Below are 24,876 nucleotides of genomic sequence, written 5' to 3'. Positions count from 1 at the left end.
CTGAGTATCCGTACCTAGGCGCGGAAATGAGTACGCACGCGGAGGTGCTCCCACCTGCGCGGACGCCAGACTGGGAGCCACGGACAGGAGACCCGGTCCGCACCGCCGACACGGGGCTGCGGAGCGGACCGGGTACCTCCATCCGGAACCGGGGAGGCACGGGGGCCCGGTGGGAAAAGCGCGGACGCGGCGGGGCCCGGGGGGATCGGGCCTCGCCGCGTTCTCGCGTCCGCGGGTTCGGCGGCTTTCCGGTGCCGGGTGCGGCGCCGTTGCGGGGGCCCTGCCCCCGGGCCCCCGCGCCTCAAACTCCCCCGGCTACCGCCGGGAGGTGCCCCCTGGCGGGGCTGGAACTAGCCGCGGCTCCGGAGGGGGAGGCGGAGGGCCGACCAGCGGGCCGAGGTTGCCGAGGCCAGTGCCGACCAGCGGGCTGCGACCGCCCAGGAGATCCGGGCCGCCGAGCGCGGCAGCAGCAGGGCGCGCAGCCGGGTCGCACGGCCCGCCGAGGCCAGCAGGCCCGCACGGGCCGCCAGCACGTCGTCCGCCAGCCCCGCGTACGAGACCTCCGCGCCCGGCGGCGCGTACAGGGCCCGCTCCACGGCACCCGCCACCCGGTGCACCGCCGCGGCGGCGTCCGGCTCCAGGCCGCCCAGGTCCACCGTCCGGCTCGCCGCCCGGCGCGGCGACAGCGCCTCGTCCGGGGTCACGCCCACGTCCCAGGCGGCGTCGCCCAGTTCGCGCCAGGCCGCCAGGACCTCCCCGGTGCCCAGCCGGCGGGCCCGCAGCCGGCTGCGCCACAGCAGCGGGAGCAGGGGCAGGCCCAGCACCGCGGCCACGACCGCCGCCCAGCCGAGGACCGTCGTCACCGCCGGCCCGCCGTCGCCGGCCGCGCTCTGCTGCGGGGCGGTCGTCCCGCACTCGCCGAGCTTCTTCAGCGCCGGCGGGCACTCGGCGGACGCCGAGGGCGCCGGCGCCGGCTGGACCGCACCCTGCGAGGGCAGCGGCGCGGGCGCGGACACCGAGGGCGCCGGAGCCTGCGGGCGGGAGTAGTCCGGCACGTTCAGGCCCGACCGGGGGGTCGGCTCGAACCGGGTCCAGCCCACACCCTGGAAGTACAGCTCGGGCCAGGCGTGCGCGTCCCGCATCGAGACGTTCACGACGCCGTCCTGCTGCTTCTCGCCCGGGGTGAAGCCCACCGCGACCCGCGCCGGGATGCCCAGCGTGCGCGACATCGCCGCCATCGAGAACGCGAAGTGGATGCAGAAGCCCTCCTTGTCCGCGAGGAACCGGGCGACGGCCTGCGATCCCGTTCCGGAGGCGGTCTGCGTGTCGTAGCGGAACCCGCCGCTCACGGCGAAGAAGTCCTGCAGCTTCACCGCGCGCGAGTAGTCGTCCTTCGTCCCCTCCGTCACCTGGCGGGCGGTCTCCGCGACCACCGGCGGCAGGTTGTCCGGGACCTTCGTGTACTCCTCCCGGATCGCCGGGTCCGGCGCCGGGGCCTTCTGGAGCTGCTGCGCGGTCGGCTTCAGCAGCAGGCTGCGCACCTTGTACTCGGCGCCCTGCACGGTCTGGTACTTGTCCCGGCCCAGCTGGTCGCCGACCAGGGTCCGGCCGACCGGCTCGAACCGCCACTTGCCGCCGATCTCCACCGAGGTCGCCGGGTACGGCATGGGGAGGTAGCGCTGGGTGTAGCCGTCCGACGCCGTGATGTTCGTGGTCACCTCGGTCGAGCCGAGGCGGACCTGCTCACCGAGACCGGGCGGGACCGGCATCTGCTCAGGCACGTCGGTCAGGGACCGGCCGGACGCCTCCCACTTCGAGCCGTTGAAGTCGTCCAGGGCCAGGATGCGCAGGTACTGATCGCCCTGCTGCGGACTGTCCGTCCGGTACCTCAGCACCACACGGTTGTCCTGCGCGTTCAGATTGCTCTGCAGGGAGACCAGCGGGTTGACCGCCGAGATCGTGCCGCCCGAGCCGCCCGCGCCCTCGCCGTCCTGCGGACCGCCCAGCAGGCCGTCGCCGAGGGCGGGCAGCGCCGCCGGAACCACCAGGGCCAGGCCGAGGGCCAGGGCGCCGATCCGCCGGCCGAACCGCACCGGGGCCGTGGCCCGTACGGCGCCACTGCTGATGCCGGAGTCGGCCGCCCCGCGTCCGCGCGGAGCCGAGCCGAAGACCCGCCCCCACTGGGCGAGCCGGTCGCGGCCCTCGGAGAGCAGCAGCACCAGGTATCCGGCGCCCGCCAGCAGGAAGGAGAACCAGGAGGCGTCCCCGCCGCCCGACAGGCCCGCGGCGACCGAGTACAGCGCGAGCAGGGGCAGTCCGGCCGCGGCTGCCGTGCGCGCGGTCACCGCGAGCAGGTCCACCAGCAGGCCGATCAGCAGGACCCCGGACACCAGCAGCAGCTGGATGCCGTCCGTCAGCGGGGCCGGTATCGCGTACTCGCCCACGTCGTGGACGCCCTGTGCGAACAGCGAGCCGAAGTCCGTCACGAAGTAGGAGAGGGGGCCGCTGCCGGTGGACCGGACCTTGCCGGCGAAGAGCAGCGCGAGGAGCAGCAGCGACACCAGCAGCTGCGCGGCCACGGTCAGCGACCGCGCCAGCGGCACCCGCCGGGCCCCCGCGCCCACCGCGCTCTGCACGGCCAGCAGGAGCGCGGCCTGGAGCAGCCAGGCCTGCGATTCCACCAGCGGGCTCAGCGACCACGAGGTGAGCAGCGTCGCGAGTGCCGCGAACACCGTCAGTTTCGCCCGTCCGCTCATTCCCGGCCTCCGCTCGTTCCCGTACCGACGCGCGCGGTCCCGGCCTGTCGCCACAGCTCGCCGAAGGCCGTGCCGGGGGTGGCGGCCAGCGCCGTCCAGCCCGCGTCGCGCAGCCTGCGCAGCCGCTCCTCCAGCGGAACCACGTCGTGCCCCGGCACGGGCCGTCCGCCCCAGGCGCCGGTGTCCAGTACGAAGGCCACCGCGCCCGAGGCGCGCGGGCGCATCCTGGCCGCCAGCTCGGTCTGTACGTCGTCCAGGTCGCCGAAGAAGGCGATGAGGAGCCCGTCGCCGCCGCCCTCGCCGTAGCCGCCGCCGCGCACCGCGTCGTAGGCGCGGGAGAGACCGGCGCCGTCGGAGTGCCCGACCACGGCGAGGGTGTCCATCATCAGGCCCGCGGCCTCGGCGGACTCCTGGCCGCCCGCGGAGAACCCGCCGCCGCCCTCGCCGGGCACCGCGTCACCGGTGTCGGTGAGCAGTCGTGCCGAGAAGCCCTGCTCCAGGACGTGCACGAGGCTGGAGGCGGCCGCGGAGACGGCCCATTCGAAGGCCGAGTCGGGGCCGGCGCCGTCGAAGGCGAGACGGCGGGTGTCGAGCAGGACCGTGGCCCGGCTGCGCTGCGGCTGCTCCTCGCGGCGGACCATCAGCTCGCCGTAGCGGGCGGTGGAGCGCCAGTGCACGCGGCGCAGGTCGTCGCCGCGCCGGTAGCCGCGCGGGATCACGTCGTCGTCGCCGGCCAGGGCCAGGGAGCGGCGGCTGCCGTCGCCGTAGCCGTTGGACTCGCCGGCCAGCCGGACCGGGGGCAGGGGTTCGGTGCGCGGTATGACGGTGAGGGTGTCGTAGGTGCTGAAGGAGCGGGTCAGTTCGACCAGCCCGAAGGGGTCGGTCAGCCGCAGCTGCAGCGGGCCCAGCGGGTAGCGGCCGCGCAGGTCGGAGCGGACCCGGTAGGACACCTCGCGGCGCCCGCCGGGCTCGACCCGGTCCAGGACGAACCGCGGGCGCGGGCCCAGTACGTAGGGCACCCGGTCCTGGAGCATCAGCAGGCCGGTGGGCAGCCGGGAGACGTTGTCCATGCGCAGCTGCACCCGCGCCTCGGCGCCCGCGGGCACCCGCCCGGGGGTCAGCCGGCGGCTGCCGGAGACCCGGTAGCGGGTGCGGTGCAGGGCGTAGACGCAGATCAGCGGCAGGAGGGCGAGGAGCAGGCCGACGCGCAGCAGTGCGCCCTGGCCCAGGACGTAGGCGCAGACGGACGCGGCGATCCCGGCGGCCACGAACGAGCGGCCGCGGGTGGTCAGCCCGGACAGTGAGGCGCGCAGTCCGCCGCCGTCTCCCGGGCCGCCGGCGCCGCGTGGGGCACCGGCACCCATCAGAAGCTCCGGGCGCCGGCGCCGGGCGGCATCTCGCCGCGGGCGTGCGCGGCCGGTACGGGGGTGCGCTGGAGGATCTCGCCGACGACCTGCTCGGAGGTGCGGCGGTTCAGCTGGGCCTGCGCGGTGGGCAGCAGCCGGTGCGCGAGGACCGGCGCGGCCAGCGACTGGACGTCGTCGGGCAGGACGTAGTCCCGGCCGGCGAGCGCGGCGGAGGCCTTCACGGCGCGCAGGAGGTGCAGGGTGGCCCGGGGCGAGGCGCCGAGCCGCAGGTCCGGGTGGCTGCGGGTGGCGGAGACCAGGTCGACGACGTAGCGCCGGACGGGCTCGGCGACGTAGACCTCGCGCACGGCCTCTATCAGCTTGACGATGTCGTGGGCGTGCGCGACGGACTGGAGGTCGTCGAGCGGGTTGACGGCGCCGTGCACGTCGAGCATCTGCAGCTCGGCGTCGGGGCTCGGGTAGCCGACGGAGACGCGGGCCATGAAGCGGTCGCGCTGGGCCTCGGGCAGCGGGTAGGTGCCCTCCATCTCCACCGGGTTCTGGGTGGCGACGACCATGAAGGGGCTCGGCAGCGTGTAGGTGGTGCCGTCGATGGTGACCTGGCGTTCCTCCATCGACTCCAGCAGCGCCGACTGGGTCTTCGGCGAGGCGCGGTTGATCTCGTCGCCGATGACGATCTGCGCGAAGATCGCGCCCGGCTTGAACTCGAACTCGCGGCGCTGCTGGTCGTAGATGCTGACGCCCGTGATGTCGGAGGGCAGCAGGTCCGGCGTGAACTGGATGCGCTGCACCGAGCAGTCGATGGACTTCGCCAGCGTCTTGGCGAGCATCGTCTTGCCGACGCCGGGAACGTCCTCGATCAGCAGGTGTCCCTCGGCGAGGAGCACGGTCAGCGCGAGGCGGACGACCTCGGGCTTGCCCTCGATCACGCTCTCGACCGACTGGCGGACCCGCTCCGCCGTGCTGGTCAGATCCGCGAGGCTCGCTCGGTCGTCATACGTCGTCACCTGGTTCTCCTCGGCCCATTTCTCAGGGCCGACGCTCTTGGCGCATGACCGGCCCACCCCGAAACACGGACACCGGACCCGGGGTTTCCCGGGTGGTGTCTTCCCGCATTCTTGACGGCTCCACGGCCTTGTGTCACTCAGGAGCTGGGATCGATCTCCCGGAGGAGCCCGGTGTGCACGTCGAAGACGAAGCCTCGCACATCGTCCTTGTGGGGCAGGAACGGGTTGGTGCGCACGCGCTGCATGGACTGGCGGACGTCCTGGTCGACGTCGCGGAAGGCCTCGACGGCCCAGGCGGGGCGCTGGCCGACCTCGTCCTCCAGCTCGTGGCGGAAGTCCTCGGTCAGACGTTCCAGGCCGCAGCCGGTGTGGTGGATCAGTATCACCGTGCGGGTGCCGAGGGCCCGCTGGCTGATGGTGAGGGAGCGGATGGTGTCGTCGGTGACCACGCCGCCCGCGTTGCGGATGGTGTGGCAGTCGCCGAGCTCCAGGCCGAGCGCGGCGTGCAGGTCGAGGCGGGCGTCCATGCAGGCCACGACGGCCACGTGGAGGACGGGGCGGGCGTCCATGCCGGGGTCGGTGAACCCGGCGGCGTAGTGCCGGTTCGCCTCGACCAGCCGGTCGGTGACGGATCCGCCGACGGATGCCTCGGGTGCGGAGTCTGCAGGCAGGGATGCGGAAGTCGTCATGGGTACGACGGTAGTGGTCACGGGCGGGGCCGTCCGGGCGTGAGGTTGGACAAAGAACGTCAACGCGGCTTGTTGTGAGCTAACCCACAGGGGTGGGCGGGGAGCGGCCGTCCGGGTGGTTCGGCATCATTTGCGGCTTCGGTCCGAGAGGCGCGTACGGCGCGCGGGCCGGTTCGTTGACCGCGGCGACCGTTGCACTAAAGTGACGCGAACCGGCCGGAGCCCGGCCCTGACCGGCCGCCCGGCCACCGATGAAGACTCCGCGTGCGCGGCGCGTACGTACGGCCCGGCCCTCTTCCGCTCACCGGCCGGGGGAGCGGGCGGTGCGTACGCCTGCCGCGCCGTTATCTGAGAGGGCGCTTTGACTAGCGAGTCCCGACATGTCCCGGTGATGCTCCAGCGGTGCCTGGACCTGTTGGCCCCGGCGCTGGAGAGGCCCGGGGCCGTCGTCGTCGACTGCACCCTCGGCCTCGGCGGCCACAGCGAGGCCCTGCTGACCCGGTTCCCCGAGGCGCGCCTGATCGGCCTCGACCGCGACAAGGAGGCCCTGCGGCTCTCCGGCGAACGGCTCGCCCCCTTCGGCGACCGGGCCACCCTGGTCCACGCGATCTACGCCGACCTCGCCGAGGTGCTCGACGGGCTGGGCCTGCCGGCCGTCCAGGGCATCCTCTTCGACCTGGGCGTCTCCTCCATGCAACTGGACGAGGCCGACCGCGGGTTCGCGTACGCGCAGGACGCGCCGCTGGACATGCGCATGGACCAGACCACGGGCATCAGCGCCGCCGAGGTCCTCAACACCTACGCGCCGGGCGAGCTCGTGCGGATCCTGCGCCAGTACGGCGAGGAGAAGCAGGCCAAGAGGATCGTGTCCGCGATCGTCCGCGAGCGCGAGAAGGCCCCCTTCAGCAACAGCGCCCGGCTGGTCGAACTCATCCGCGACGCCCTGCCCCAGGCCGCCAAGCGGACCGGCGGCAACCCGGCGAAGCGCACCTTCCAGGCGCTGCGGATCGAGGTCAACGGCGAGCTCTCCGGCCTGGAGCGGGCCATCCCGGCGGCCGTGGACCGGATCGCGGTCGGCGGCCGGATCGCGGTGCTCTCGTACCACTCGCTGGAGGACCGCCTGGTCAAGCAGGTCTTCTCGGCGGGCGCGACCTCCACCGCCCCGCCCGGGCTGCCGGTGGTGCCGGAGAAGTACCAGCCGAAGCTCAAACTGCTCACGCGCGGCGCGGAGCTGCCGACCGAGGAGGAGATCGCCGAGAACCGGCGGGCCGCCCCGGCGAGGTTCCGGGGGGTCGAACGCATCCGGGAGGCGCAACTGTGACCAAGGCCGGGAAGGTCGCCACGCTGACCCGCGGGCAGGCGGCCCGCATCGGGCGGGCCCTCGGCGCCCGCCCGGCCCGGCCGCGGCCCGGCGGGCAGGCGGCGCGGATGCCGTTCGTCCTGCTGGTCGTGGCCCTGCTCGCAGGCGGCCTGATCAGCCTGCTGCTGCTGAACTCGGCCCTCAACGAGGGCTCCTTCCAGCTGACCCGGCTGAAGAAGGAGACCACCGCCCTCACCGACGAGGAGCAGGCCCTCCAGCGCGACGTGGACGCCTACTCGGCCCCCGACGCCCTCCAGCGCCGCGCCCGGGAACTGGGCCTGGTCCCGGGCGGCAGCCCCGTCTTCATCGGCCCCGACGGCACCGTCTCCGGCAGCGTCTCGGTGGCCGAGGCACCGCCGTCACCGACCCCGACCCTCCCGGCCCCGCCGCAGGCCGGACCGGGCCAGCCCCCGGCACCGGCGGCCTCCCCGGCCCCGGCCCAGCCCGCTCCCTCCGGTAGCCCGCAGCCCAGCCAGACCCCTGGAAGGTGACGTCGTGACGCGGATCCCGTCTGAACCGGCCCCGCCGGTGTGCGAGGCGCGGACGGTGGCCGGGTGAGCCCGCAGGAGCCGCCGCGGCGACGGGTGCCCGGTCCGGCCAGGCCGTCGCGGCCCGGCGACCGGCCCCGGGCCACCGCCCGCCCGGCCTCGCGTCCGGCGACCCGCCGCCCCTCCGGCCCCCGCAAGCCGCACACGATCCGGCTCGGCAGTCCCCGGCCCCGGCTGCGCCTGGTCGGCGTGGGCCTGACCCTGGTGATGCTCGCCTTCGTCGTACGGCTGCTCCAGGTGCAGGCCGTCGACGCCTCGTCCTTCTCCGCCGCGGCCTCCAAGAACCGCTACACCAACGTCAAACTGGCCGCCGAGCGGGGCGAAATCACCGACCGCAGGGGCGTGGCCCTGGCCACCAGCGTCGACGCGTACGACATCACCGCCGACCCGAAGATGTTCACCCCGCAGGACAGCAAGGCCCCGGACGCCCCCGAGCAGGCCGCGGCCCTCCTCGCACCCATCCTCGGCAAGGACGCCAAGGAGCTCGCGGCGAAGCTCGGCACGAAGAACAGCCGGTACGTGGTCCTCGCCCAGCGCCAGACCCCGCAGGTCTGGAACCAGATCAAGGACCTCAAGCGGGTCTTCTCGGAGAAGGCCAGCGCCGACAAGAAGAACAACGCCCCCGGCGCCAACGTCCTGGCCGGCGTGTTCAAGGAGGACAGCAGCAAGCGCGTGTACCCCGGCGGGGACCTCGCCGCCGGGATACTGGGCTACGTCAACGCCGAGGGCAAGGGCGGCGGCGGGCTGGAGTCCGCCCTCGACAAGAAACTGGCCGGCAAGGACGGGGAGATCACCTACGCCCAGTCCGGCGGCCGCAAGGTGCCCACCGCCGGATCCAGCGAGAAGCCCGCCGTCCCCGGCGACGACATCGAGCTGACCATCGACCGGGACATCCAGTGGGCGGCGCAGAGCGCCATCGCCGAGCAGGTGCAGAAGTCCGAGGCCGACCGCGGCTACGTCATCGTCCAGGACACCCGCACCGGCGAGGTGCTGGCCATGGCCAACGCCCCCGGCTTCGACCCCAACGACCTGACCCGGGCCAGCTCCGCCGCCATGGGCAACGCCGCGCTCCAGGACGTGTACGAGCCCGGCTCCACCGCCAAGGTGATGTCGATGGCGGCCGTCCTGGAGGAGAAGAAGGCGACCCCCGACACCCGCGTCGAGGTCCCCAACCGGCTCCACCGCGGCGACCGGCTGTTCAAGGACGACATCGACCACCCGACCTGGTACCTGACCCTCAACGGGGTCCTCGCCAAGTCCTCCAACATCGGCACCATCCTGGCCACCGGCCAGCTCGGCCGGAACCAGCCCGAGGCCAACCGGGTCCTGCACTCCTACCTGACCAAGTTCGGCATCGGCCGCCCCACCGGCCTGAACTACCCGGGCGAGTCCCGCGGCATCCTCGCCGAGCCCCAGGACTGGTCCACCTCCCAGCAGTACACGATCCCCTTCGGCCAGGGACTCTCCGTCAACGCCATGCAGGCGGCCTCCGTGTACTCGACCATCGCCAACGGCGGGGTCCGCATCGAGCCGACGCTGATCCGCGGCACCAAGGGCCCCGACGGCCGCTTCACCCCGGCCCCGGCGCCCGAGCAGAGCCGCGTGATCAGCCAGGAGACCGCCAAGACCCTGGCGGAGATGCTCGAATCCGTCGTCGACGACCAGGAGGGCACCGGAACCAAGGCGAAGATCCCCGGCTACCGGGTCGGCGGCAAGACCGGCACCTCCAACCGGGTGGATCCGGCCACCGGCCGCTACAAGGGCTACACCGCCTCCTTCGCCGGGTTCGCCCCGGCGGACAACCCGCGCATCACCGTCTACTGCGCCATCCAGAACCCCACGAAGGGCAGCTACTTCGGCGGCCAGATCTGCGGCCCCATCTACAAGAAGGTCATGGAGTTCGCCCTCAAGACCCTCCAGGTCGCCCCCACCGGCACCGCCCCCGCCGGGCTTCCGGTCACCTACGAGCCCGGCCCGCCGGCCGTCCAGCAGCCCGCCCCGCAGCCCACTCCGCAGCCCGGCCAGTGACCCACGGCCGCGGACTGCCCGCCAGAAAAGCGTGAGGCACCATCAGTGACAACGATCACCCCGAAACCCGGGAACCGACCGGCCGCCGCAGCCGAGCCCGGGCCCTCACTTCGCGGCCCGGCCGCCGCGCCCGGTACGCTCACCGCCGTGCCCCACGCTGATCAGCCCAGAACCACCCAGCAAGACGCCCCGGCAGCGCCGCCGGGAGCCCCCAGGCCCGCGTCCGCCACTCCGAGCCCCCTGGGCGAGCTGGCCGAGCTGCTGGGCGTCCCGTCGCCAGGCGCCGCGCAGATCACCGGGATCACGCACGACTCCCGTGCGGTCCGCCCCGGAGACCTGTACGCGGCCCTGCAGGGAGCCAGGACCCACGGCGCCGACTTCGCCGCCCAGGCCGCCGGCCTCGGCGCCGCCGCCGTGCTGACCGACCCGGCCGGCGCCCAGCGCGCCGCCGCGACCGGCCTGCCGGTCCTGGTCGTCGCCGACCCGCGCGGCCGGATGGGCGAACTCGCCGCCGCGATCTACGGCCACCCCGGCGAGGACCTCCTCCAGATCGGCATCACCGGAACCTCCGGCAAGACCACCACGGCGTACCTCGTCGAAGGCGGCCTGCGCGCGGCGGACCGCAGCACCGGACTGGTCGGCACCGTCGAGATGCGCATCGGCGACGAGCGCATCAAGTCCGAGCGGACCACCCCCGAGGCCACCGACCTCCAGGCCCTCTTCGCCGTCATGCGCGAACGCGGCGTCGAGGCCGTGGCCATGGAGGTCTCCAGCCACGCCCTGGTGCTCGGCCGGGTCGACGGCTGCGTCTTCGACGTCGCCGTCTTCAACAACCTGAGCCCCGAGCACATGGAGTTCCACACCGACATGGAGGACTACTTCCAGGCGAAGGCGGGGCTCTTCACCCCCCGCCGGTCCCGCCTGGGCGTGGTCAACCTCGACGACGAGTACGGCCGCCGCCTGGCCAAGGAGGCGACCGTCCCGGTCGTCACCTTCTCGGTCGCGGGCGACCCGGCCGCCGACTGGCGCGCCGAGGACGTCGTCACCGGCCACATGGACTCCACGCTCACGCTGGTCGGCCCCGAGGGACAGCGCGTGCGCGCCAAGGCCCCGCTGCCCGGTCCGTTCAACGTCGCCAACACCGTCGCCGCGATCGTCACGCTCGCCGCCGCCGGCCTCGACCCGCAGACCGCCGCCGACGGCGTCGCCGCGGTCCCCGGGGTCCCCGGCCGGCTGGAGCGGGTGGACGCGGGACAGCCGTACCTCGCCGTGGTCGACTACGCGCACAAGACGGACGCCGTGGAGTCGGTCCTGCGCGCCCTGCGCGAAGTCACCGCCGGCAAGCTGCACATCGTCCTCGGCTGCGGCGGCGACCGCGACACCACCAAGCGCGCGCCGATGGGGGCCGCGGCCGCCCGGTTCGCCGACGTGGCCGTGCTGACCTCCGACAACCCGCGTTCCGAGGACCCGCTCGCGATCCTCGCCGCGATGTTCGCCGGCGCCGTGTCCGTACCGCCCGCCGAGCGCGGCACCGTCCTCGTCGACGCCGACCGGGCGGCGGCCATCGCCGCCGCCGTCGCGCGCGCCGAGTCCGGCGACACCGTGCTCGTGGCCGGCAAGGGCCACGAGCAGGGCCAGGACACCGCAGGGGTCGTCCGGCCCTTCGACGACCGCACGGTGCTCCGCGCCGCGATCGAACACCAACGCGTGCTCGATCGAACGAACCAGGTCCGACAGGCCGAGGTGAACCAGTGATCGCCCTTTCCCTCGCCGAGATCGCCGACATCACCGGCGGGCGGCCCCACGACATACCGGATCCGTCCGTACAGGTCACCGGCCCCGTGGTCTACGACTCCCGCGAGGTCCGGCCGGGCAGCCTGTTCGCCGCCTTCGTCGGCGAGCGGGTCGACGGCCACGACTACGCCGAACGCGCACTCGCCGCCGGCGCCGTGGGCGTCCTCGCGACCCGGCCCGTCGGCGTCCCGGCCATCGTCGTCCCCGACGTGGTGGCCGCCCTCGGCGCGCTCGCCCGCGCCGTCGTCGCCCGCCTGGGCACCGACGTCGTGGCCCTCACCGGGTCCGCCGGCAAGACCTCCACCAAGGACCTCATCGCGCAGGTGCTCCAGCACCACGCGCCCACCGTGTGGACGCCCGGAAACCTCAACAACGAGATCGGCCTGCCGATCACGACGCTGCGCGTCACCGAGGACACCCAGCACCTCGTCCTGGAGATGGGCGCCCGCGGCATCGGCCACATCCGCTACCTCACCGGACTGACGCCCCCTCGCATCGGTCTGGTGCTCAACGTCGGCACCGCGCACATCGGCGAGTTCGGCGGCCGCGAGCAGATCGCGCAGGCCAAGGGGGAGTTGGTCGAGGCCCTGCCGGCCGAGGCGGAGGGCGGCGTCGCCGTGCTCAACGCCGATGACCTGCTCGTTCGCGCCATGGCCGCCCGCACGAAGGCCCGTACGGTGCTCTTCGGCGAGGCCGAGGACGCCGAAATCCGGGCCACGGAAGTCCGCATGACGGACAAGGGGCGGCCTTCCTTCACACTGCACACACCGACCGGGTGCAGCGACGTGACCTTGCGGCTGTACGGTGAGCACCACGTGTCGAACGCGCTCGCCGCGGCCGCCGTCGCCCACGTCCTGGGCATGTCCGTCGAGGAGATCGCCACCGCGCTCTCCGGGGCGGGCACGCTGTCGCGGTGGCGCATGGAGGTCACCGAGCGGGCGGACGGTGTGACGATCGTCAACGACGCCTACAACGCGAACCCGGAGTCCATGCGGGCCGCACTGCGCGCGCTCGCCGCGATGGGCGGTGGCAGCAGGGCGGACGGGGGGCGCACGTGGGCGGTGCTCGGCCCGATGGCCGAGCTCGGAGACGACGCTCTCGCCGAGCACGACGCGGTCGGACGACTTGTCGTCCGGCTCAACGTGAGCAAGCTCGTCGCGGTCGGGGGCAGGGAAGCCTCCTGGCTGCAACTGGGCGCATATAACGAGGGTTCGTGGGGTGAGGAGTCGGTGGTCGTGTCCGACGCGCAGGCGGCGGTCGACCTGTTGCGCAGTGAACTGCGCCCGGGTGACGTCGTGCTGGTGAAGGCTTCCAGGTCGGCCGGTCTGGAGCGGGTGGCGCAGGCCCTGCTCGAGGGCACTGTCGAGGGCGAGGTCACCGGCCGATGAGGCAGATCCTGTTCGCCGGTGTCATCGGCATGTTCCTGACCGTCGTCGGCACGCCGTTGCTGATCAAGCTGCTGGCCCGCAAGGGCTACGGCCAGTTCATCCGCGACGACGGCCCGCGCGGCCACGCCGGGAAGAAGGGCACGCCCACCATGGGCGGTATCTCCTTCATCCTGGCGACGCTCGTCGCGTACGCGCTGACGAAGATCCTCACCGGCTCGGAGCCGAGCTTCTCGGGCCTGCTCGTGCTGTTCCTGATGGCGGGCATGGGCCTGGTCGGGTACCTCGACGACTACATCAAGATCGTCAAGCGGCGTTCGCTGGGTCTGCGGGCCAAGGCCAAGATGGCCGGCCAGCTGATCGTCGGCATCACCTTCGCGGTGCTCGCACTGCAGTTCAAGGACTCGCGCGACCTCACCCCGGCCTCCACCAAGCTGTCGTTCGTCACGGACTTCGGCTGGTCGATCGGCCCGGTGCTCTTCGTGGTCTGGGCGCTGTTCATGATCCTGGCCCTGTCCAACGGCGTGAACCTGACCGACGGTCTGGACGGCCTGGCCACCGGCGCCGCCGTGATGGTCTTCGGCGCCTACACCTTCATCGGCGTCTGGCAGTTCCAGGAGTCGTGCGCGATGGCCGCCGACCTCACGAACCCGAACGCCTGTTTCGAAGTGCGCGACCCACTCGACCTCGCGGTCGTCGCCTCCGCCCTCATGGGCGCCTGCTTCGGCTTCCTGTGGTGGAACACCTCGCCCGCCAAGATCTTCATGGGCGACACCGGCTCGCTGGCCCTCGGCGGCGCGCTCTCGGGCCTCGCCATCTGCTCCCGCACGGAGCTCCTGGTGGCACTCCTCGGCGGCCTCTTCGTGCTCATCACGATGTCGGTCGTCATCCAGGTCGGCTCCTTCAAGCTGACCGGCAAGCGCGTCTTCCGGATGGCACCGCTCCAGCACCACTTCGAACTCAAGGGCTGGTCCGAGGTCCTCGTCGTGGTCCGCTTCTGGATCATCCAGGGCATGTGCGTCATCGTGGGTCTCGGTATCTTCTACGCGGGATGGGCAGCCGACAAGTGACCGCCTCCGACCTGGCCGGCCTGCTCGGCCCCGACGCCCTGGGCCGGTTCGGCCTGCCGGGCCGGATCACCGTGGCCGGCCTCGGCATCAGCGGCATCAGCGCCGCCCGGGCCCTGGCCGGGCTGGGCGCCCGCGTGACCGTCGTCGACAACGGCGACGGCGACGCACACCGGGCCAGGGCGGCGGAACTCGCGGAACTCGGCATCGAGGTCCGCCTCGGCCACCTGCCGGACGGCGCCCGGGCGGGCGAGACCCTGCCCGAGGGCACCGAACTCGTCGTCACCTCGCCCGGCTGGCCGCCGCAGAGCCCGCTCTTCCTGGCCGCCGCCGAGGCGGGCGTCGACGTCGTCGGCGACGTCGAGGTCGCCTGGCGGCTGCGCGGGGCCGGCGCGGAACTCCGCGCCGCCCGCGGGGCCGCGACCGCCGAAGGCGCCGGCGAAGGGGCCGACGCGGCCCCGGCCGGGCCCGCCGAATGGCTGGCGATCACCGGGACCAACGGCAAGACCACCACCACGCAGATGCTGGCGTCGATCCTGAAGGCCGCGGGGCTGCGCACCGCCGCCGTCGGCAACATCGGGACCCCGATCATCGACGTGGTGCTCGGCGAGCAGCCGTACGACGTCCTCGCCGTGGAACTCTCCAGCTACCAGCTGCACTGGGCGCCCTCGCTGCGCGTCCACTCGGCGGCCGTCCTGAACCTGGCCCCCGACCACCTCGACTGGCACGGCTCGATGGAGGCGTACGCCGCCGACAAGGGCCGCATCTACGAGGGCAACACGGTGGCCTGCGTCTACAACGTGGCCGACAAGGCCACCGAGGACCTGGTCGTCGAGGCCGACGTCGAGGAGGGCTGCCGCGCGATCGGCTTCACCCTCGGCGCCCCCGGCCCCTCCATGCTCGGCGTCGTCGACGGCATCCTCGTCGACCGGGCCTTCGTGGAGAACCGGCAGAAGAACGCCCAGGAGCTCGCCGAGGTCAAGGACGTCAACCCGCCGGCCCCGCACAACATCGCCAACGCGCTCGCCGCCGCGGCCCTGGCCCGCGCCTTCGGCGTGGAGCCGCGCGCGGTCCGCGACGGGCTGCGCGACTTCCGTCCGGACGCCCACCGGGTCGCCCGGGTGGACGAGGTCGGCTCCGTCGTCTACGTCGACGACTCCAAGGCCACCAACACCCATGCGGCGGAGGCCTCCCTCGCCTCCTTCGACAAGGTCGTGTGGATCGCCGGCGGTCTCGCCAAGGGCGCGACCTTCGACGAGCTCGTGCAGAAGTCGGCCGCGCGGATGCGCGGCGCGGTCCTGATCGGCGCCGACCGGGCGTTGATCGCCGAGGCGCTGGCGCGACACGCCCCCGAGGTCCCGGTCGTCGACCTCGACCGGACCGACACTGGGGCGATGCTCGCAGCGGTCCGGGAGGCGGCCGCGCTCGCCGAGCCCGGCGACACGGTCCTGCTGGCACCGGCCTGCGCCTCGATGGACATGTTCGCGAACTACAACAAGCGCGGGGACGCGTTCGCCGAAGCGGTGCGCGAACTGGCCGCCGTGAACGCCGCGGACACGGCCTAGGCCGGAGGCGCCGGGACTGGTTCCCTCCGGCCGGATGCTCGCCTCGTACGAGTGGAGGGGAAGATCACAGATGCCGGCCAAGCAGATGCTGCCGGGGCGGCGGCCGTCCGCCGTGAAGGCGCAGGGACGCAAGCGCCCCGGGGTGAGTGTGAAGCGCCCGGGGCGGCCCCCCGGGCGCGGGCCGCTGGCCGGTCTCCGGCGCACGCAGCAGCAGTTGCGCAGGGCGTGGGACCGCCCACTCACGGCCTATTACCTGATTTTCGGCAGTTCCCTGCTCATCACCGTGCTCGGCCTGGTGATGGTGTACTCCGCCTCCATGATCAAGGCGCTCCAGCTGGGCCTGGGGGACGCGTACTTCTTCAAGAAGCAGTTCCTGGCCGCCGTCATCGGCGGCGTCCTCCTGCTGGTCGCCTCCCGGATGCCCGTCAAGCTGCACCGCGCGCTCTCGTACCCGGTGCTCGCCGGGACGCTCTTCCTGATGGTCCTGGTCCAGGTCCCCGGGATAGGGGTCTCGATCAACGGCAACCAGAACTGGATCTCCCTCGGCGGCCCGTTCATGCTGCAGCCCAGTGAGTTCGGCAAGCTCGCACTGATCCTCTGGGGCGCCGACCTGCTGGCCCGCAAGGGCGACAAGGAACTGCTCAGCCAGTGGAAGCACCTGCTGGTGCCGCTGGTCCCCGTGGCCTTCCTGCTGCTCGGGCTCATCATGCTGGGCGGGGACATGGGCACCGCGATGATCCTCGGCGCCATCCTGTTCGGCCTGCTCTGGCTCGCGGGCGCCCCCACGCGGATGTTCGTCGGCGTGCTCGCCTTCGCGGGTGCGATCGTCGCACTGCTCATCAAGACCAGCCCGCACCGCATGGACCGGCTGGAGTGCATCGGGGCGACAGAACCGGGCAAGAACGACCTTTGCTGGCAGGCCGTACACGGGATCTACGCCCTCGCATCGGGCGGCTGGTTCGGTTCCGGCCTGGGTGCAAGTGTGGAAAAATGGGGTCAACTACCCGAAGCCCACACCGACTTCATCTTCGCCATCACGGGGGAGGAACTGGGCCTGGCGGGGACGCTGTCGGTGCTCGCCCTCTTCGCGGCTCTAGGCTATGCGGGTATCCGCGTGGCCGGACGCACGGAGGACTCCTTCGTACGGTTTGCCGCGGGAGGCGTGACCACCTGGATCACGGCCCAGGCCGTGATCAACATCGGTGCGGTGCTCGGCCTGCTGCCGATCGCCGGTGTCCCGCTCCCGCTGTTCTCCTACGGGGGGTCCGCCCTGCTGCCGACCATGTTCGCGGTCGGACTGCTCATCGCCTTCGCGCGGGAGGAGCCCGCCGCGCGCGCGGCCCTCGCGATGCGACAGCCGAAGACCGGCTGGAGGCGGACCGGGGTGAGATGGAAGTCGATGAGACGGCGCGTCAAGAAGCGTCCGTCCGGAGAGCGGTGAATTTCGGTGCATGTCGTACTCGCCGGTGGGGGGACCGCCGGCCACATCGAGCCGGCGCTCGCCCTCGCGGACGCCCTGCGCAGGCAGGACCCTTCAGTGGGCATCACCGCCCTGGGCACCGAGCGCGGACTCGAAACCCGCCTGGTGCCGGAGCGCGGCTACGAACTGGGGCTGATCCCCGCCGTGCCGCTGCCCCGCAAGCCCACGCCCGAGCTGATCACCGTCCCCGGACGGCTGCGCGGCACCATCAAGGCCGCGGAGGAGATCCTCCTGCGCACCAAGGCCGACTGCGTCGTCGGCTTCGGCGGCTACGTGGCCCTGCCCGGCTACCTCGCGGCCAAGCGGCTCGGGGTGCCGATCATCGTCCACGAGGCCAACGCCCGGCCCGGACTGGCCAACAAGATCGGCTCCCGGTACGCGCACGCCGTCGCGGTCTCCACGCCCGACAGCAAGCTGCGCGGCGCCCGCTACGTGGGCATCCCGCTGCGCCGCTCCATCTCCACCCTCGACCGGGCCGCCGTACGCCCCGAGGCGCGCGCCGCGTTCGGCCTGGACCCCAACCTGCCCACGCTGCTGGTCTCCGGCGGCTCGCAGGGCGCCCGGCGCCTCAACGAGACGATCCAGCAGGTCGCTCCGACCCTCCAGCGCTCCGGCGTGCAGATCCTGCACGCGGTCGGGCCGAAGAACGAACTGCCGCGTGTCGACAACATGCCCGGGATGCCGCCCTATGTGCCGGTACCGTACGTGGACCGGATGGATCTCGCGTACGCCGCCGCCGACATGATGCTGTGCCGCGCGGGAGCGATGACCGTCGCCGAACTGTCCGCCGTCGGGCTGCCCGCCGCCTACGTCCCGCTGCCGATCGGCAACGGCGAACAGCGGCTCAACGCCCAGCCGGTGGTCAAGGCCGGCGGCGGCCTGCTCGTGGACGACGCGGAACTGACGCCCGACTGGGTGCTCGGCCAGGTCCTCCCGGTGCTGTCCGACCCGCACCGCCTGTACGAGATGTCCCGCGCCGCCGGTGAGTTCGGCCGCCGGGACGCCGACGAGCTGCTGGTCGGCATGGTGTACGAGGCGATCGCAGCCCACCGAGCCCGCTGACGCGGGAGCACGGACGCAGGAGGCACAGGAGTGGCCGGAGCGACGACCGCACAGCGCGGAACCCCGTCTTCTGATCGGCCCGGCCGGTCGCCCCGCAAGGGCGCCGGCTCTCCCAAGCCGCCCAAGGGCCCGAAGCCCGCGAAGGACCCGAAGAGGACCGCCCCACGGGGCCCCGGCAGGCACCTGCGCCGGGGCCCTGTGCTGGCGTCCCTGGCCGCCGCGGTACTCCTGGCCTCCGGGGGCACCTGGGTCCTCTACGGGTCCTCCTGGCTCCGCGTCGAGAAGGTCACCGCCACCGGCACGCAGGTGCTCACCCCCGAACAGGTGCTCGCCGCCGCGGCCGTACCGGTCGGCTCACCCCTCGTGAGCATCGACACGGACGAGATCGAGAGCCGCGTCCGCGGCCGCCTGCCCCGCATCGATTCGGTCGATGCGGTGCGGGCCTGGCCGCACGGAATCGGACTCAAGGTGACCGAACGCAAACCCGTCCTGCTCATCAAAAAGGACGCCAACTTCGTGGAAGTGGACGCATCGGGTGTGCGATTCGACACGGTTCCGAAAGCACCTGCCGGTGTTCCGGTCCTCGAATTGAACGCGGGGGGCTCCCCTAGCGCCCGCCGCTTCGACGAAGAGCGGCTGCTGCACGAGGCCGTGCTCGTCGCCGGGTCCCTCCCGGCGCCGGTGGCCAAGGAGACCGTGCAGGTCAAGGTGGGTTCCTACGATTCGATCGTGCTGGAGCTGACCGGAGGCCGGTCCGTGCGGTGGGGCAGTGGCGAACAGAGTGAGGCGAAGGGGCGTGCGCTGACCGCTTTGCTGAAAGCCGCTCCGAAGGCCGGTCACTTCGACGTGAGCGTTCCCACCGCCCCTGCGGCGGCCGGGAGTTGACGTCAGGTCGAACAGCGGCGCACCCTGGTTGGCCAGCGATACGGGTGATCACATAGGGTGAAAAGAAAAACGGGAGGTTCGGCGTGTTCGTTGAACACGCGCTACTTGTCGACTTAGTGTCCTGTTCGGAAGAGTCCAAGGAACAGACACACCCCTAACCCTAAACTTCAGGGTGAGGGTTCGGGTCGGCGCGTTCGGACCGTCCCTATTTCGGCATCAGTCGTCGCAACGCAGGCCCGCGAGGCGGCGACACGTAACTCGAGGCGAGAGGCCTTCGACGTGGCAGCACCGCAGAACTACCTCGCAGTCATCAAGGTCATCGGTGTCGGCGGCGGTGGTGTCAATGCCATCAACCGAATGATCGAGGTCGGTCTCAAGGGCGTCGAGTTCATCGCCATCAACACGGACGCCCAGGCGCTGTTGATGAGCGACGCCGACGTCAAGCTCGACGTCGGCCGGGAACTCACCCGTGGCCTCGGCGCCGGCGCCAACCCGGCCGTCGGTCGCAAGGCGGCAGAGGACCACCGCGAGGAGATCGAGGAGGTCCTCAAGGGGGCCGACATGGTCTTCGTCACCGCCGGTGAGGGCGGCGGCACCGGCACCGGCGGCGCACCCGTCGTCGCCAACATCGCGCGCTCGCTGGGCGCCCTGACGATCGGTGTGGTCACCCGGCCGTTCACCTTCGAGGGCCGGCGTCGCGCGAACCAGGCGGAGGACGGCATCGCCGAGCTCCGCGAAGAGGTCGACACCCTCATCGTCATCCCCAACGACCGCCTGCTGTCCATCTCGGACCGCCAGGTCAGCGTCCTGGACGCCTTCAAGTCGGCGGACCAGGTCCTGCTCTCGGGCGTCCAGGGCATCACCGACCTCATCACCACCCCGGGTCTGATCAACCTCGACTTCGCCGACGTCAAGTCCGTGATGTCCGAGGCGGGCTCGGCCCTGATGGGCATCGGCTCGGCCCGCGGCGACGACCGCGCCGTGGCCGCGGCGGAGATGGCGATCTCCTCGCCGCTGCTGGAGGCGTCCATCGACGGCGCCCGCGGCGTGCTGCTCTCCATCTCCGGCGGCTCCGACCTCGGTCTCTTCGAGATCAACGAGGCCGCGCAGCTGGTGAGCGAGGCGGCGCACCCCGAGGCGAACATCATCTTCGGCGCCGTCATCGACGACGCGCTCGGCGACGAGGTACGGGTCACCGTCATCGCGGCCGGGTTCGACGGCGGACAGCCCCCGGCCCGCCGGGACAACGTCATCGGCGCCGCGTCCACGAAGCGCGAGGAGCCCGCCCCGGCTCCGGTCCGCGCCGCCGAGCCGGTCCGCCCGGCCTTCGGCGGACTCGGCACGGTCCCCCCGCGCGAGGAGCCCCCGGCCCCCGTCGAGGCGGCCCCGGTCGAGGTCCAGGCCCCCGCGCCGCAGGTCCCCACGGCCCGGCCGTACCAGGACAGCCCGGCCGAGGAACTGGATGTCCCGGACTTCTTGAAGTGACACCGGAGCAGCATCACGTGGGCGGCGCCCACTTCGCCTTCACCGACCGGTGGGGCGGAGTGAGCGCCGTTCCGTACGAAGAGCTCAACCTCGGCGGCGCGGTCGGAGACGACCCGGCCGCCGTTCTCGCGAACCGGGCCCTGGCCGCGCGGTCCCTGGGACTCGACCCGGACCTGGTGGTCTGGATGAACCAGGTGCACGGCCGGGACGTGGCCGTGGTCGACGCCCCCTGGGGGGACGCGGAGATCCCGGCCGTGGACGCGGTGGTGACCGCCCGTCGGGGTCTCGCCCTCGCCGTGCTCACCGCCGACTGCACCCCGGTCCTGCTGGCGGACCCCGTCGCCGGGGTCGTCGGGGCCGCCCACGCCGGACGGCCCGGGCTGGTCGCCGGGGTGGTGCCGGCGGCGGTGGAGGCGATGGTCTCCCTCGGCGCCGAGCCGGGGCGGATCGTCGCCCGTACCGGACCCGCGGTCTGCGGGCACTGCTACGAGGTGCCGGCGCAGATGCGGGAGGCGGTGGCCGAAACGGTGCCCGCCGCCCGGGCCGAGACCAGCTGGGGGACACCGGCGGTCGACGTGGTCGCGGGGGTGCACGCCCAGCTCGCGGAGGCGGGGGTGGTGGACACCCGCCGCTCCCCGGTCTGCACACTGGAGTCGCGGGACCATTTCTCGTACCGCCGCGACCGGGTGACCGGACGGCTTGCCGGATATGTCTGGTTGACGGAGCTTTCCCGGGGGGAGAGCCCCGGATCCCCGGGGGAAAAGAAGAATGACGGATCGTAAGTCGGAGCTCGCCGAGAACCTGGCGCGGGTGGAGGAACGCATCTCGACCGCGTGCGCGGCGGCGGGCCGCGGGCGGGAGGAGGTGACCCTCATCGTGGTCACCAAGACCTACCCCGCGAGCGACGTACGACTCCTGGCGGAGCTGGGCGTCCGTCATGTTGCCGAGAATCGCGACCAGGACGCCGCCCCCAAGGCCGCGGCCTGCGCGGACCTGCCGCTCAGCTGGCACTTCGTCGGTCAGTTGCAGACCAACAAAGTCCGTTCCGTGGCGGGATACGCGCACGTGGTGCAGTCGGTCGACCGGCCCCGGCTGGTGACCGCACTCTCGGCGGCCGCCACCGGCGCCGGCCGCGAGATCGGCTGCCTCGTCCAGATCGCCCTCGACGCCGAGTCGGGCGAGCGGGGGACCCGGGGCGGTGCCGCACCGGAGCAGCTCGCGGAGTTGGCGGACCTCGTCGCCGGGGCGCCCGGACTGAGGATCGACGGACTGATGACCGTCGCACCGCTGTCCGGCCACTACGCGGGACGCGAACAGGCCGCCTTCGAGCGGTTGGTGGAATTGTCATCCCGCCTGCGCGCGGACCATCCGACTGCCACGATGGTGTCGGCCGGGATGAGCGCAGACCTGGAACAGGCCGTGGCGGCCGGTGCGACACATGTACGCGTCGGCACTGCGGTACTCGGCGCGAGACCCCGGCTCGGGTAACGTCGCGAAGAAAGTCGGACCACAGCAGAAAATATGGTCATTCCCGTCGATGAGCGGGCAGACCACGTGGATCGCGGGCAGTTGGTGACATTCGTGACACGGCGGCACCTGCGACAGGGCGATCCACCACAGAGCGGAGGACTCGGAGAATGGCCGGCGCGATGCGCAAGATGGCGGTCTACCTCGGCCTCGTGGAGGACGACCGGTACGACAACCCGGGGTACGACCCCGACGACGAGTTCGAGCCCGAGCCGGAGATGGAGCGGGCTCGGGAGCGGGATCGCCGACAGCAGCCCGTGCACCAGTCGCCCGTATCGGACGAACCGGTACGAGTCGCACAGCCTCCGGCGCAGCGGGAACCCATCCCAATTCCGGTGGAAAACGGACGTCCTGCGCGAATTGCCCCCGTGGCATCCATCACACCTGATCGCACGAACCTGGAGAAGAACGCCCCCGTGATCATGCCCAAGGTCGTCTCCGAGCGGGAGCCGTACCGCATCACGACACTGCACCCCCGGACCTACAACGAGGCCCGTACCATCGGGGAACACTTCCGTGAGGGCACTCCGGTGATCATGAATCTCACGGAGATGGACGACACGGACGCGAAGCGTCTCGTGGACTTCGCCGCCGGACTCGTGTTCGGTCTGCACGGCAGCATTGAACGCGTGACACAGAAGGTGTTCCTGCTGTCGCCTGCTAACGTCGATGTCACGGCGGAGGACAAGGCCCGCATCGCGGAGGGCGGGTTCTTCAACCAAAGCTAGACCGATCCGTCAGATACGGGACCGGGAACAGATCGGGAAACGGGGAGAGGGAAGCACGGGATGGGCATCGCGCTGCAGGTGGTCTACGTCGTGCTGATGTGCTTCCTGATCGTGCTGATCTTCCGACTGGTCATGGACTATGTGTTCCAGTTCGCACGTTCATGGACACCCGGCAAGGCGATGGTGGTCGTTCTGGAGGCCACCTACACTGTCACCGATCCACCGCTCAAGCTCCTTCGGCGGTTCATCCCGCCGTTGCGTCTCGGCGGCGTGGCACTCGACCTGTCCTTCTTCGTTCTGATGATCATCGTTTACATCCTCATCAGCTTCGTGAGCACCGCTGCGAGAAGCGTGTGAACGATGAGCTTCCCCGCACGCGCGGGGACGGTCCCGATACGGTCTTGCCGACTGCCGACGACTACGTAGAGGTGAAGAAGACATGCCGCTGACTCCCGAGGACGTGCGGAACAAGCAGTTCACGACCGTCCGCCTCCGAGAAGGCTATGACGAGGACGAGGTCGATGCCTTCCTCGACGAGGTCGAGTCCGAACTGACGCGCCTGCTGCGCGAGAACGAGGACCTGCGCGCCAAGCTGGCCGCCGCCACGCGCGCCGCCGCGCAGAACCAGCAGCAGCAGGGCATGCGCAAGCCCGAGCCCCAGGACCAGCGCGGCCCCGGCGCCCCCGTGCCCGCGGCCATATCCGGCCCGCCGCAGCAGCAGAACCCGCAGATGGGCCCGCCCCAGCTGCCGGGTGGCGCCCCGCAGCTCCCGCCGGGCCCCGGCGGCCAGGGCCAGCAGGGCCCCGGCCCGATGGGCGGCCCCATGGGCGGCCCCATGCAGCAGCACCCCATGGGCGGACCGCAGGGCATGGGCCAGCAGCCCATGGGCCAGCAGCAGTCGATGGGCGGCCAGAACCCGCTCGGCCAGCAGATGCAGCCCATGGGCCAGCAGATGCAGCCGATGGGCCAGCAGATGCAGCCCATGGGTCAGCCCATGCAGCAGATGCAGCAGCCGCCGCAGCTCCCGCAGCAGGGCCCCGGCGGCGACAGCGCCGCCCGCGTCCTGTCCCTGGCGCAGCAGACCGCCGACCAGGCGATCGCGGAGGCCCGTTCCGAGGCCAACAAGATCGTCGGCGAGGCCCGGTCGCGCGCCGAGGGCCTGGAGCGGGACGCCCGCGCCAAGGCCGACGCCCTGGAGCGGGACGCGCAGGAGAAGCACCGCGTCGCGATGGGCTCCCTGGAGTCCGCCCGCGCCACGCTGGAGCGCAAGGTCGAGGACCTGCGGGGCTTCGAGCGTGAGTACCGTACGCGTCTGAAGTCCTACCTGGAGTCGCAGCTGCGCCAGCTGGAGACCCAGGCGGACGACTCCCTGGCCCCGCCGCGCAACCCGGCCGGTCCCGCGCTGCCCCCGTCGCCGTCGCCCTCGATGGCTCCGGCCGGTGCGATGGGCCACTCCATGGGCGGCCCCTCCATGGGCGGTCCCTCCCCGATGGGTGCCGGTCCGTCCTACGGCGGCCAGCAGCAGATGTCCCCGGCGATGACCCAGCCGATGGCTCCGGTCCGGCCGGCTGCGCCGCAGCCGATGCAGGCGCCGTCGCCGATGCGGGGCTTCCTGATCGACGAGGACGACAACTAAGCGGTACGCCTCGCGGCGCGTCAGCAGTTCGGGCCGGGCCCGGTTCCCCCACGGGGGCACCGGGCCCGGCCCGTTCCCGTACCCGGGCGCCCCTGTTCTCCGGCTGCGGGCCGGTGGCCGCGCCTCAAGCTCCCCCAGTTACCGCTGGGAGGTGCCCCCTGGCGGGGCTGGGTCTGGCTTCGGGTGGGGCGGTGCCCCTCCGGGGGCTCTCCTCGGCTCGGCGCGTGCTGCCGTGTCACGGGCCAGACGGGCCGGTCGCGCGCTCGTCCTGCGGGGAGCCCCCGGAGTGTCCCCGCCCCACGGCCCCGGGGTAACCAGGCGGGTGGACACCGCCCGGGTGGGGGTGTGGGGACGGTGGGGGGTGTCCCCGCAGGACGAGCGCGCGACCGGCCCGTCTGGCCCGTGATGTGCCCGCACGCGCCGAGCCGAGGAGACACCCCCCGGCGGCCCCGCGCCGGACCAGGGCCTCCACCTCGGCCGGCACCAGATGGTCGGCGACCACCGCGA

Annotated in this window: 20 protein-coding genes; 16 read left to right on the top strand and 4 right to left on the bottom strand. The window is 72.4% G+C overall.

The features are described 5' to 3' along the window. Window positions 1-350 precede the first annotated feature (350 nt). The 4 genes from AB0O53_RS36740 to AB0O53_RS36725 all read right to left on the bottom strand — a co-directional run bounded on the left by AB0O53_RS36740 (window position 351) and on the right by AB0O53_RS36725 (window position 5,819). Window positions 351-2,756, bottom strand: coding sequence for a transglutaminaseTgpA domain-containing protein (locus AB0O53_RS36740; protein WP_350996388.1), 2,406 nt, complete (start codon window positions 2,754-2,756; stop codon window positions 351-353). Beyond that, a complete protein-coding gene (locus AB0O53_RS36735; protein WP_365201438.1) occupies window positions 2,753-4,120 on the bottom strand; it encodes a DUF58 domain-containing protein in 1,368 nt (455 codons plus the stop codon). Before AB0O53_RS36735 ends, AB0O53_RS36740 begins: the two co-directional genes overlap by 4 nt. After that, the gene (locus AB0O53_RS36730; RefSeq protein ID WP_350996385.1) at window positions 4,120-5,130 is read right to left on the bottom strand and encodes an AAA family ATPase; all 1,011 of its coding nucleotides are present in this window, start codon (window positions 5,128-5,130) and stop codon (window positions 4,120-4,122) included. Before AB0O53_RS36730 ends, AB0O53_RS36735 begins: the two co-directional genes overlap by 1 nt. A gap of 137 nt (window positions 5,131-5,267) precedes the next feature. Continuing rightward, window positions 5,268-5,819: a beta-class carbonic anhydrase gene (locus AB0O53_RS36725; protein WP_350996384.1), complete on the bottom strand. Its 552-nt coding sequence runs from the start codon at window positions 5,817-5,819 to the stop codon at window positions 5,268-5,270. Window positions 5,820-6,180: 361 nt separating this feature from the next. Between AB0O53_RS36725 and rsmH the strand changes: the two genes are divergently transcribed. The 16 genes from rsmH to AB0O53_RS36645 all read left to right on the top strand — a co-directional run bounded on the left by rsmH (window position 6,181) and on the right by AB0O53_RS36645 (window position 24,369). Further along, window positions 6,181-7,140 (top strand): 16S rRNA (cytosine(1402)-N(4))-methyltransferase RsmH, encoded by a 960-nt coding sequence (gene rsmH, locus AB0O53_RS36720; protein WP_078959213.1) that lies wholly within the window; start codon window positions 6,181-6,183, stop codon window positions 7,138-7,140. Continuing rightward, window positions 7,137-7,670, top strand: coding sequence for a cell division protein FtsL (gene ftsL / locus AB0O53_RS36715; protein WP_403142614.1), 534 nt, complete (start codon window positions 7,137-7,139; stop codon window positions 7,668-7,670). The genes rsmH and ftsL overlap by 4 nt, the downstream gene beginning before the upstream one ends. 63 nt (window positions 7,671-7,733) lie before the next feature. Further along, entirely contained in the window at window positions 7,734-9,755 is a 2,022-nt protein-coding gene (locus tag AB0O53_RS36710) for a peptidoglycan D,D-transpeptidase FtsI family protein (RefSeq protein WP_365201434.1), read from the top strand. 45 nt (window positions 9,756-9,800) lie between these two features. Continuing rightward, window positions 9,801-11,510, top strand: coding sequence for a UDP-N-acetylmuramoyl-L-alanyl-D-glutamate--2,6-diaminopimelate ligase (locus AB0O53_RS36705; RefSeq protein ID WP_350996380.1), 1,710 nt, complete (start codon window positions 9,801-9,803; stop codon window positions 11,508-11,510). After that, a complete protein-coding gene (locus AB0O53_RS36700) occupies window positions 11,507-12,937 on the top strand; it encodes a UDP-N-acetylmuramoyl-tripeptide--D-alanyl-D-alanine ligase (RefSeq protein WP_350996377.1) in 1,431 nt (476 codons plus the stop codon). The genes AB0O53_RS36705 and AB0O53_RS36700 overlap by 4 nt, the downstream gene beginning before the upstream one ends. Continuing rightward, window positions 12,934-14,004: a phospho-N-acetylmuramoyl-pentapeptide-transferase gene (gene mraY / locus AB0O53_RS36695; protein ID WP_350996374.1), complete on the top strand. Its 1,071-nt coding sequence runs from the start codon at window positions 12,934-12,936 to the stop codon at window positions 14,002-14,004. Before AB0O53_RS36700 ends, mraY begins: the two co-directional genes overlap by 4 nt. Then, window positions 13,986-15,566, top strand: a complete 1,581-nt coding sequence (murD, locus tag AB0O53_RS36690) for a UDP-N-acetylmuramoyl-L-alanine--D-glutamate ligase (RefSeq protein WP_365201431.1) — start codon at window positions 13,986-13,988, stop codon at window positions 15,564-15,566. The genes mraY and murD overlap by 19 nt, the downstream gene beginning before the upstream one ends. A gap of 70 nt (window positions 15,567-15,636) precedes the next feature. Continuing rightward, the gene (ftsW, locus tag AB0O53_RS36685; protein WP_350996369.1) at window positions 15,637-17,007 is read left to right on the top strand and encodes a putative lipid II flippase FtsW; all 1,371 of its coding nucleotides are present in this window, start codon (window positions 15,637-15,639) and stop codon (window positions 17,005-17,007) included. Window positions 17,008-17,013: 6 nt separating this feature from the next. After that, window positions 17,014-18,108, top strand: a complete 1,095-nt coding sequence (gene murG / locus AB0O53_RS36680; protein ID WP_046775255.1) for an undecaprenyldiphospho-muramoylpentapeptide beta-N-acetylglucosaminyltransferase — start codon at window positions 17,014-17,016, stop codon at window positions 18,106-18,108. Window positions 18,109-18,138: 30 nt separating this feature from the next. After that, on the top strand, window positions 18,139-18,993 hold the full coding sequence (locus AB0O53_RS36675) for a cell division protein FtsQ/DivIB (protein WP_403142609.1): 855 nt from the start codon (window positions 18,139-18,141) through the stop codon (window positions 18,991-18,993). A 279-nt stretch (window positions 18,994-19,272) separates the two neighbouring features. After that, window positions 19,273-20,478 (top strand): cell division protein FtsZ, encoded by a 1,206-nt coding sequence (gene ftsZ, locus AB0O53_RS36670; protein ID WP_031149457.1) that lies wholly within the window; start codon window positions 19,273-19,275, stop codon window positions 20,476-20,478. A gap of 17 nt (window positions 20,479-20,495) precedes the next feature. Further along, on the top strand, window positions 20,496-21,260 hold the full coding sequence (pgeF, locus tag AB0O53_RS36665) for a peptidoglycan editing factor PgeF (protein ID WP_350996364.1): 765 nt from the start codon (window positions 20,496-20,498) through the stop codon (window positions 21,258-21,260). Next, window positions 21,247-21,966 (top strand): YggS family pyridoxal phosphate-dependent enzyme, encoded by a 720-nt coding sequence (locus AB0O53_RS36660; RefSeq protein WP_350996361.1) that lies wholly within the window; start codon window positions 21,247-21,249, stop codon window positions 21,964-21,966. Before pgeF ends, AB0O53_RS36660 begins: the two co-directional genes overlap by 14 nt. Window positions 21,967-22,115: 149 nt before the next feature. Beyond that, window positions 22,116-22,733, top strand: coding sequence for a cell division protein SepF (locus AB0O53_RS36655; RefSeq protein WP_350996358.1), 618 nt, complete (start codon window positions 22,116-22,118; stop codon window positions 22,731-22,733). A gap of 60 nt (window positions 22,734-22,793) precedes the next feature. After that, the gene (locus AB0O53_RS36650; RefSeq protein ID WP_030664053.1) at window positions 22,794-23,090 is read left to right on the top strand and encodes a YggT family protein; all 297 of its coding nucleotides are present in this window, start codon (window positions 22,794-22,796) and stop codon (window positions 23,088-23,090) included. 82 nt (window positions 23,091-23,172) lie between these two features. Beyond that, window positions 23,173-24,369 carry a DivIVA domain-containing protein gene (locus AB0O53_RS36645; protein WP_350996355.1) on the top strand — a complete coding sequence of 399 codons (1,197 nt, stop codon included), beginning with the start codon at window positions 23,173-23,175 and terminating at the stop codon, window positions 24,367-24,369. The last annotated feature ends 507 nt before the right edge of the window (window positions 24,370-24,876 follow it).

The sequence above is a fragment of the Streptomyces erythrochromogenes genome (assembly GCF_040684695.1).
GTDB classification, from domain to species: domain Bacteria; phylum Actinomycetota; class Actinomycetes; order Streptomycetales; family Streptomycetaceae; genus Streptomyces; species Streptomyces erythrochromogenes_C.
The sequence above is the reverse complement of the archived record's forward strand: the minus strand, read 5'-3'. Positions and strand labels throughout refer to the sequence as shown.

Bases quoted from the DNA above. Each gene is read 5' to 3' on its own strand.
- AB0O53_RS36740 (WP_350996388.1), bottom strand. From the start codon at position 2,756: ATGAGCGGACGGGCGAAACTGACGGTGTTCGCGGCACTCGCGACGCTG.
- AB0O53_RS36735 (WP_365201438.1), bottom strand. From the start codon at position 4,120: ATGGGTGCCGGTGCCCCACGCGGCGCCGGCGGCCCGGGAGACGGCGGC.
- AB0O53_RS36725 (WP_350996384.1), bottom strand. From the start codon at position 5,819: ATGACGACTTCCGCATCCCTGCCTGCAGACTCCGCACCCGAGGCATCC.
- mraY (WP_350996374.1), top strand. From the start codon at position 12,934: ATGAGGCAGATCCTGTTCGCCGGTGTCATCGGCATGTTCCTGACCGTC.
- murD (WP_365201431.1), top strand. From the start codon at position 13,986: ATGGGCAGCCGACAAGTGACCGCCTCCGACCTGGCCGGCCTGCTCGGC.
- ftsW (WP_350996369.1), top strand. From the start codon at position 15,637: ATGCCGGCCAAGCAGATGCTGCCGGGGCGGCGGCCGTCCGCCGTGAAG.
- AB0O53_RS36660 (WP_350996361.1), top strand. From the start codon at position 21,247: ATGACGGATCGTAAGTCGGAGCTCGCCGAGAACCTGGCGCGGGTGGAG.
- AB0O53_RS36655 (WP_350996358.1), top strand. From the start codon at position 22,116: ATGGCCGGCGCGATGCGCAAGATGGCGGTCTACCTCGGCCTCGTGGAG.
- AB0O53_RS36650 (WP_030664053.1), top strand. From the start codon at position 22,794: ATGGGCATCGCGCTGCAGGTGGTCTACGTCGTGCTGATGTGCTTCCTG.
- AB0O53_RS36645 (WP_350996355.1), top strand. From the start codon at position 23,173: ATGCCGCTGACTCCCGAGGACGTGCGGAACAAGCAGTTCACGACCGTC.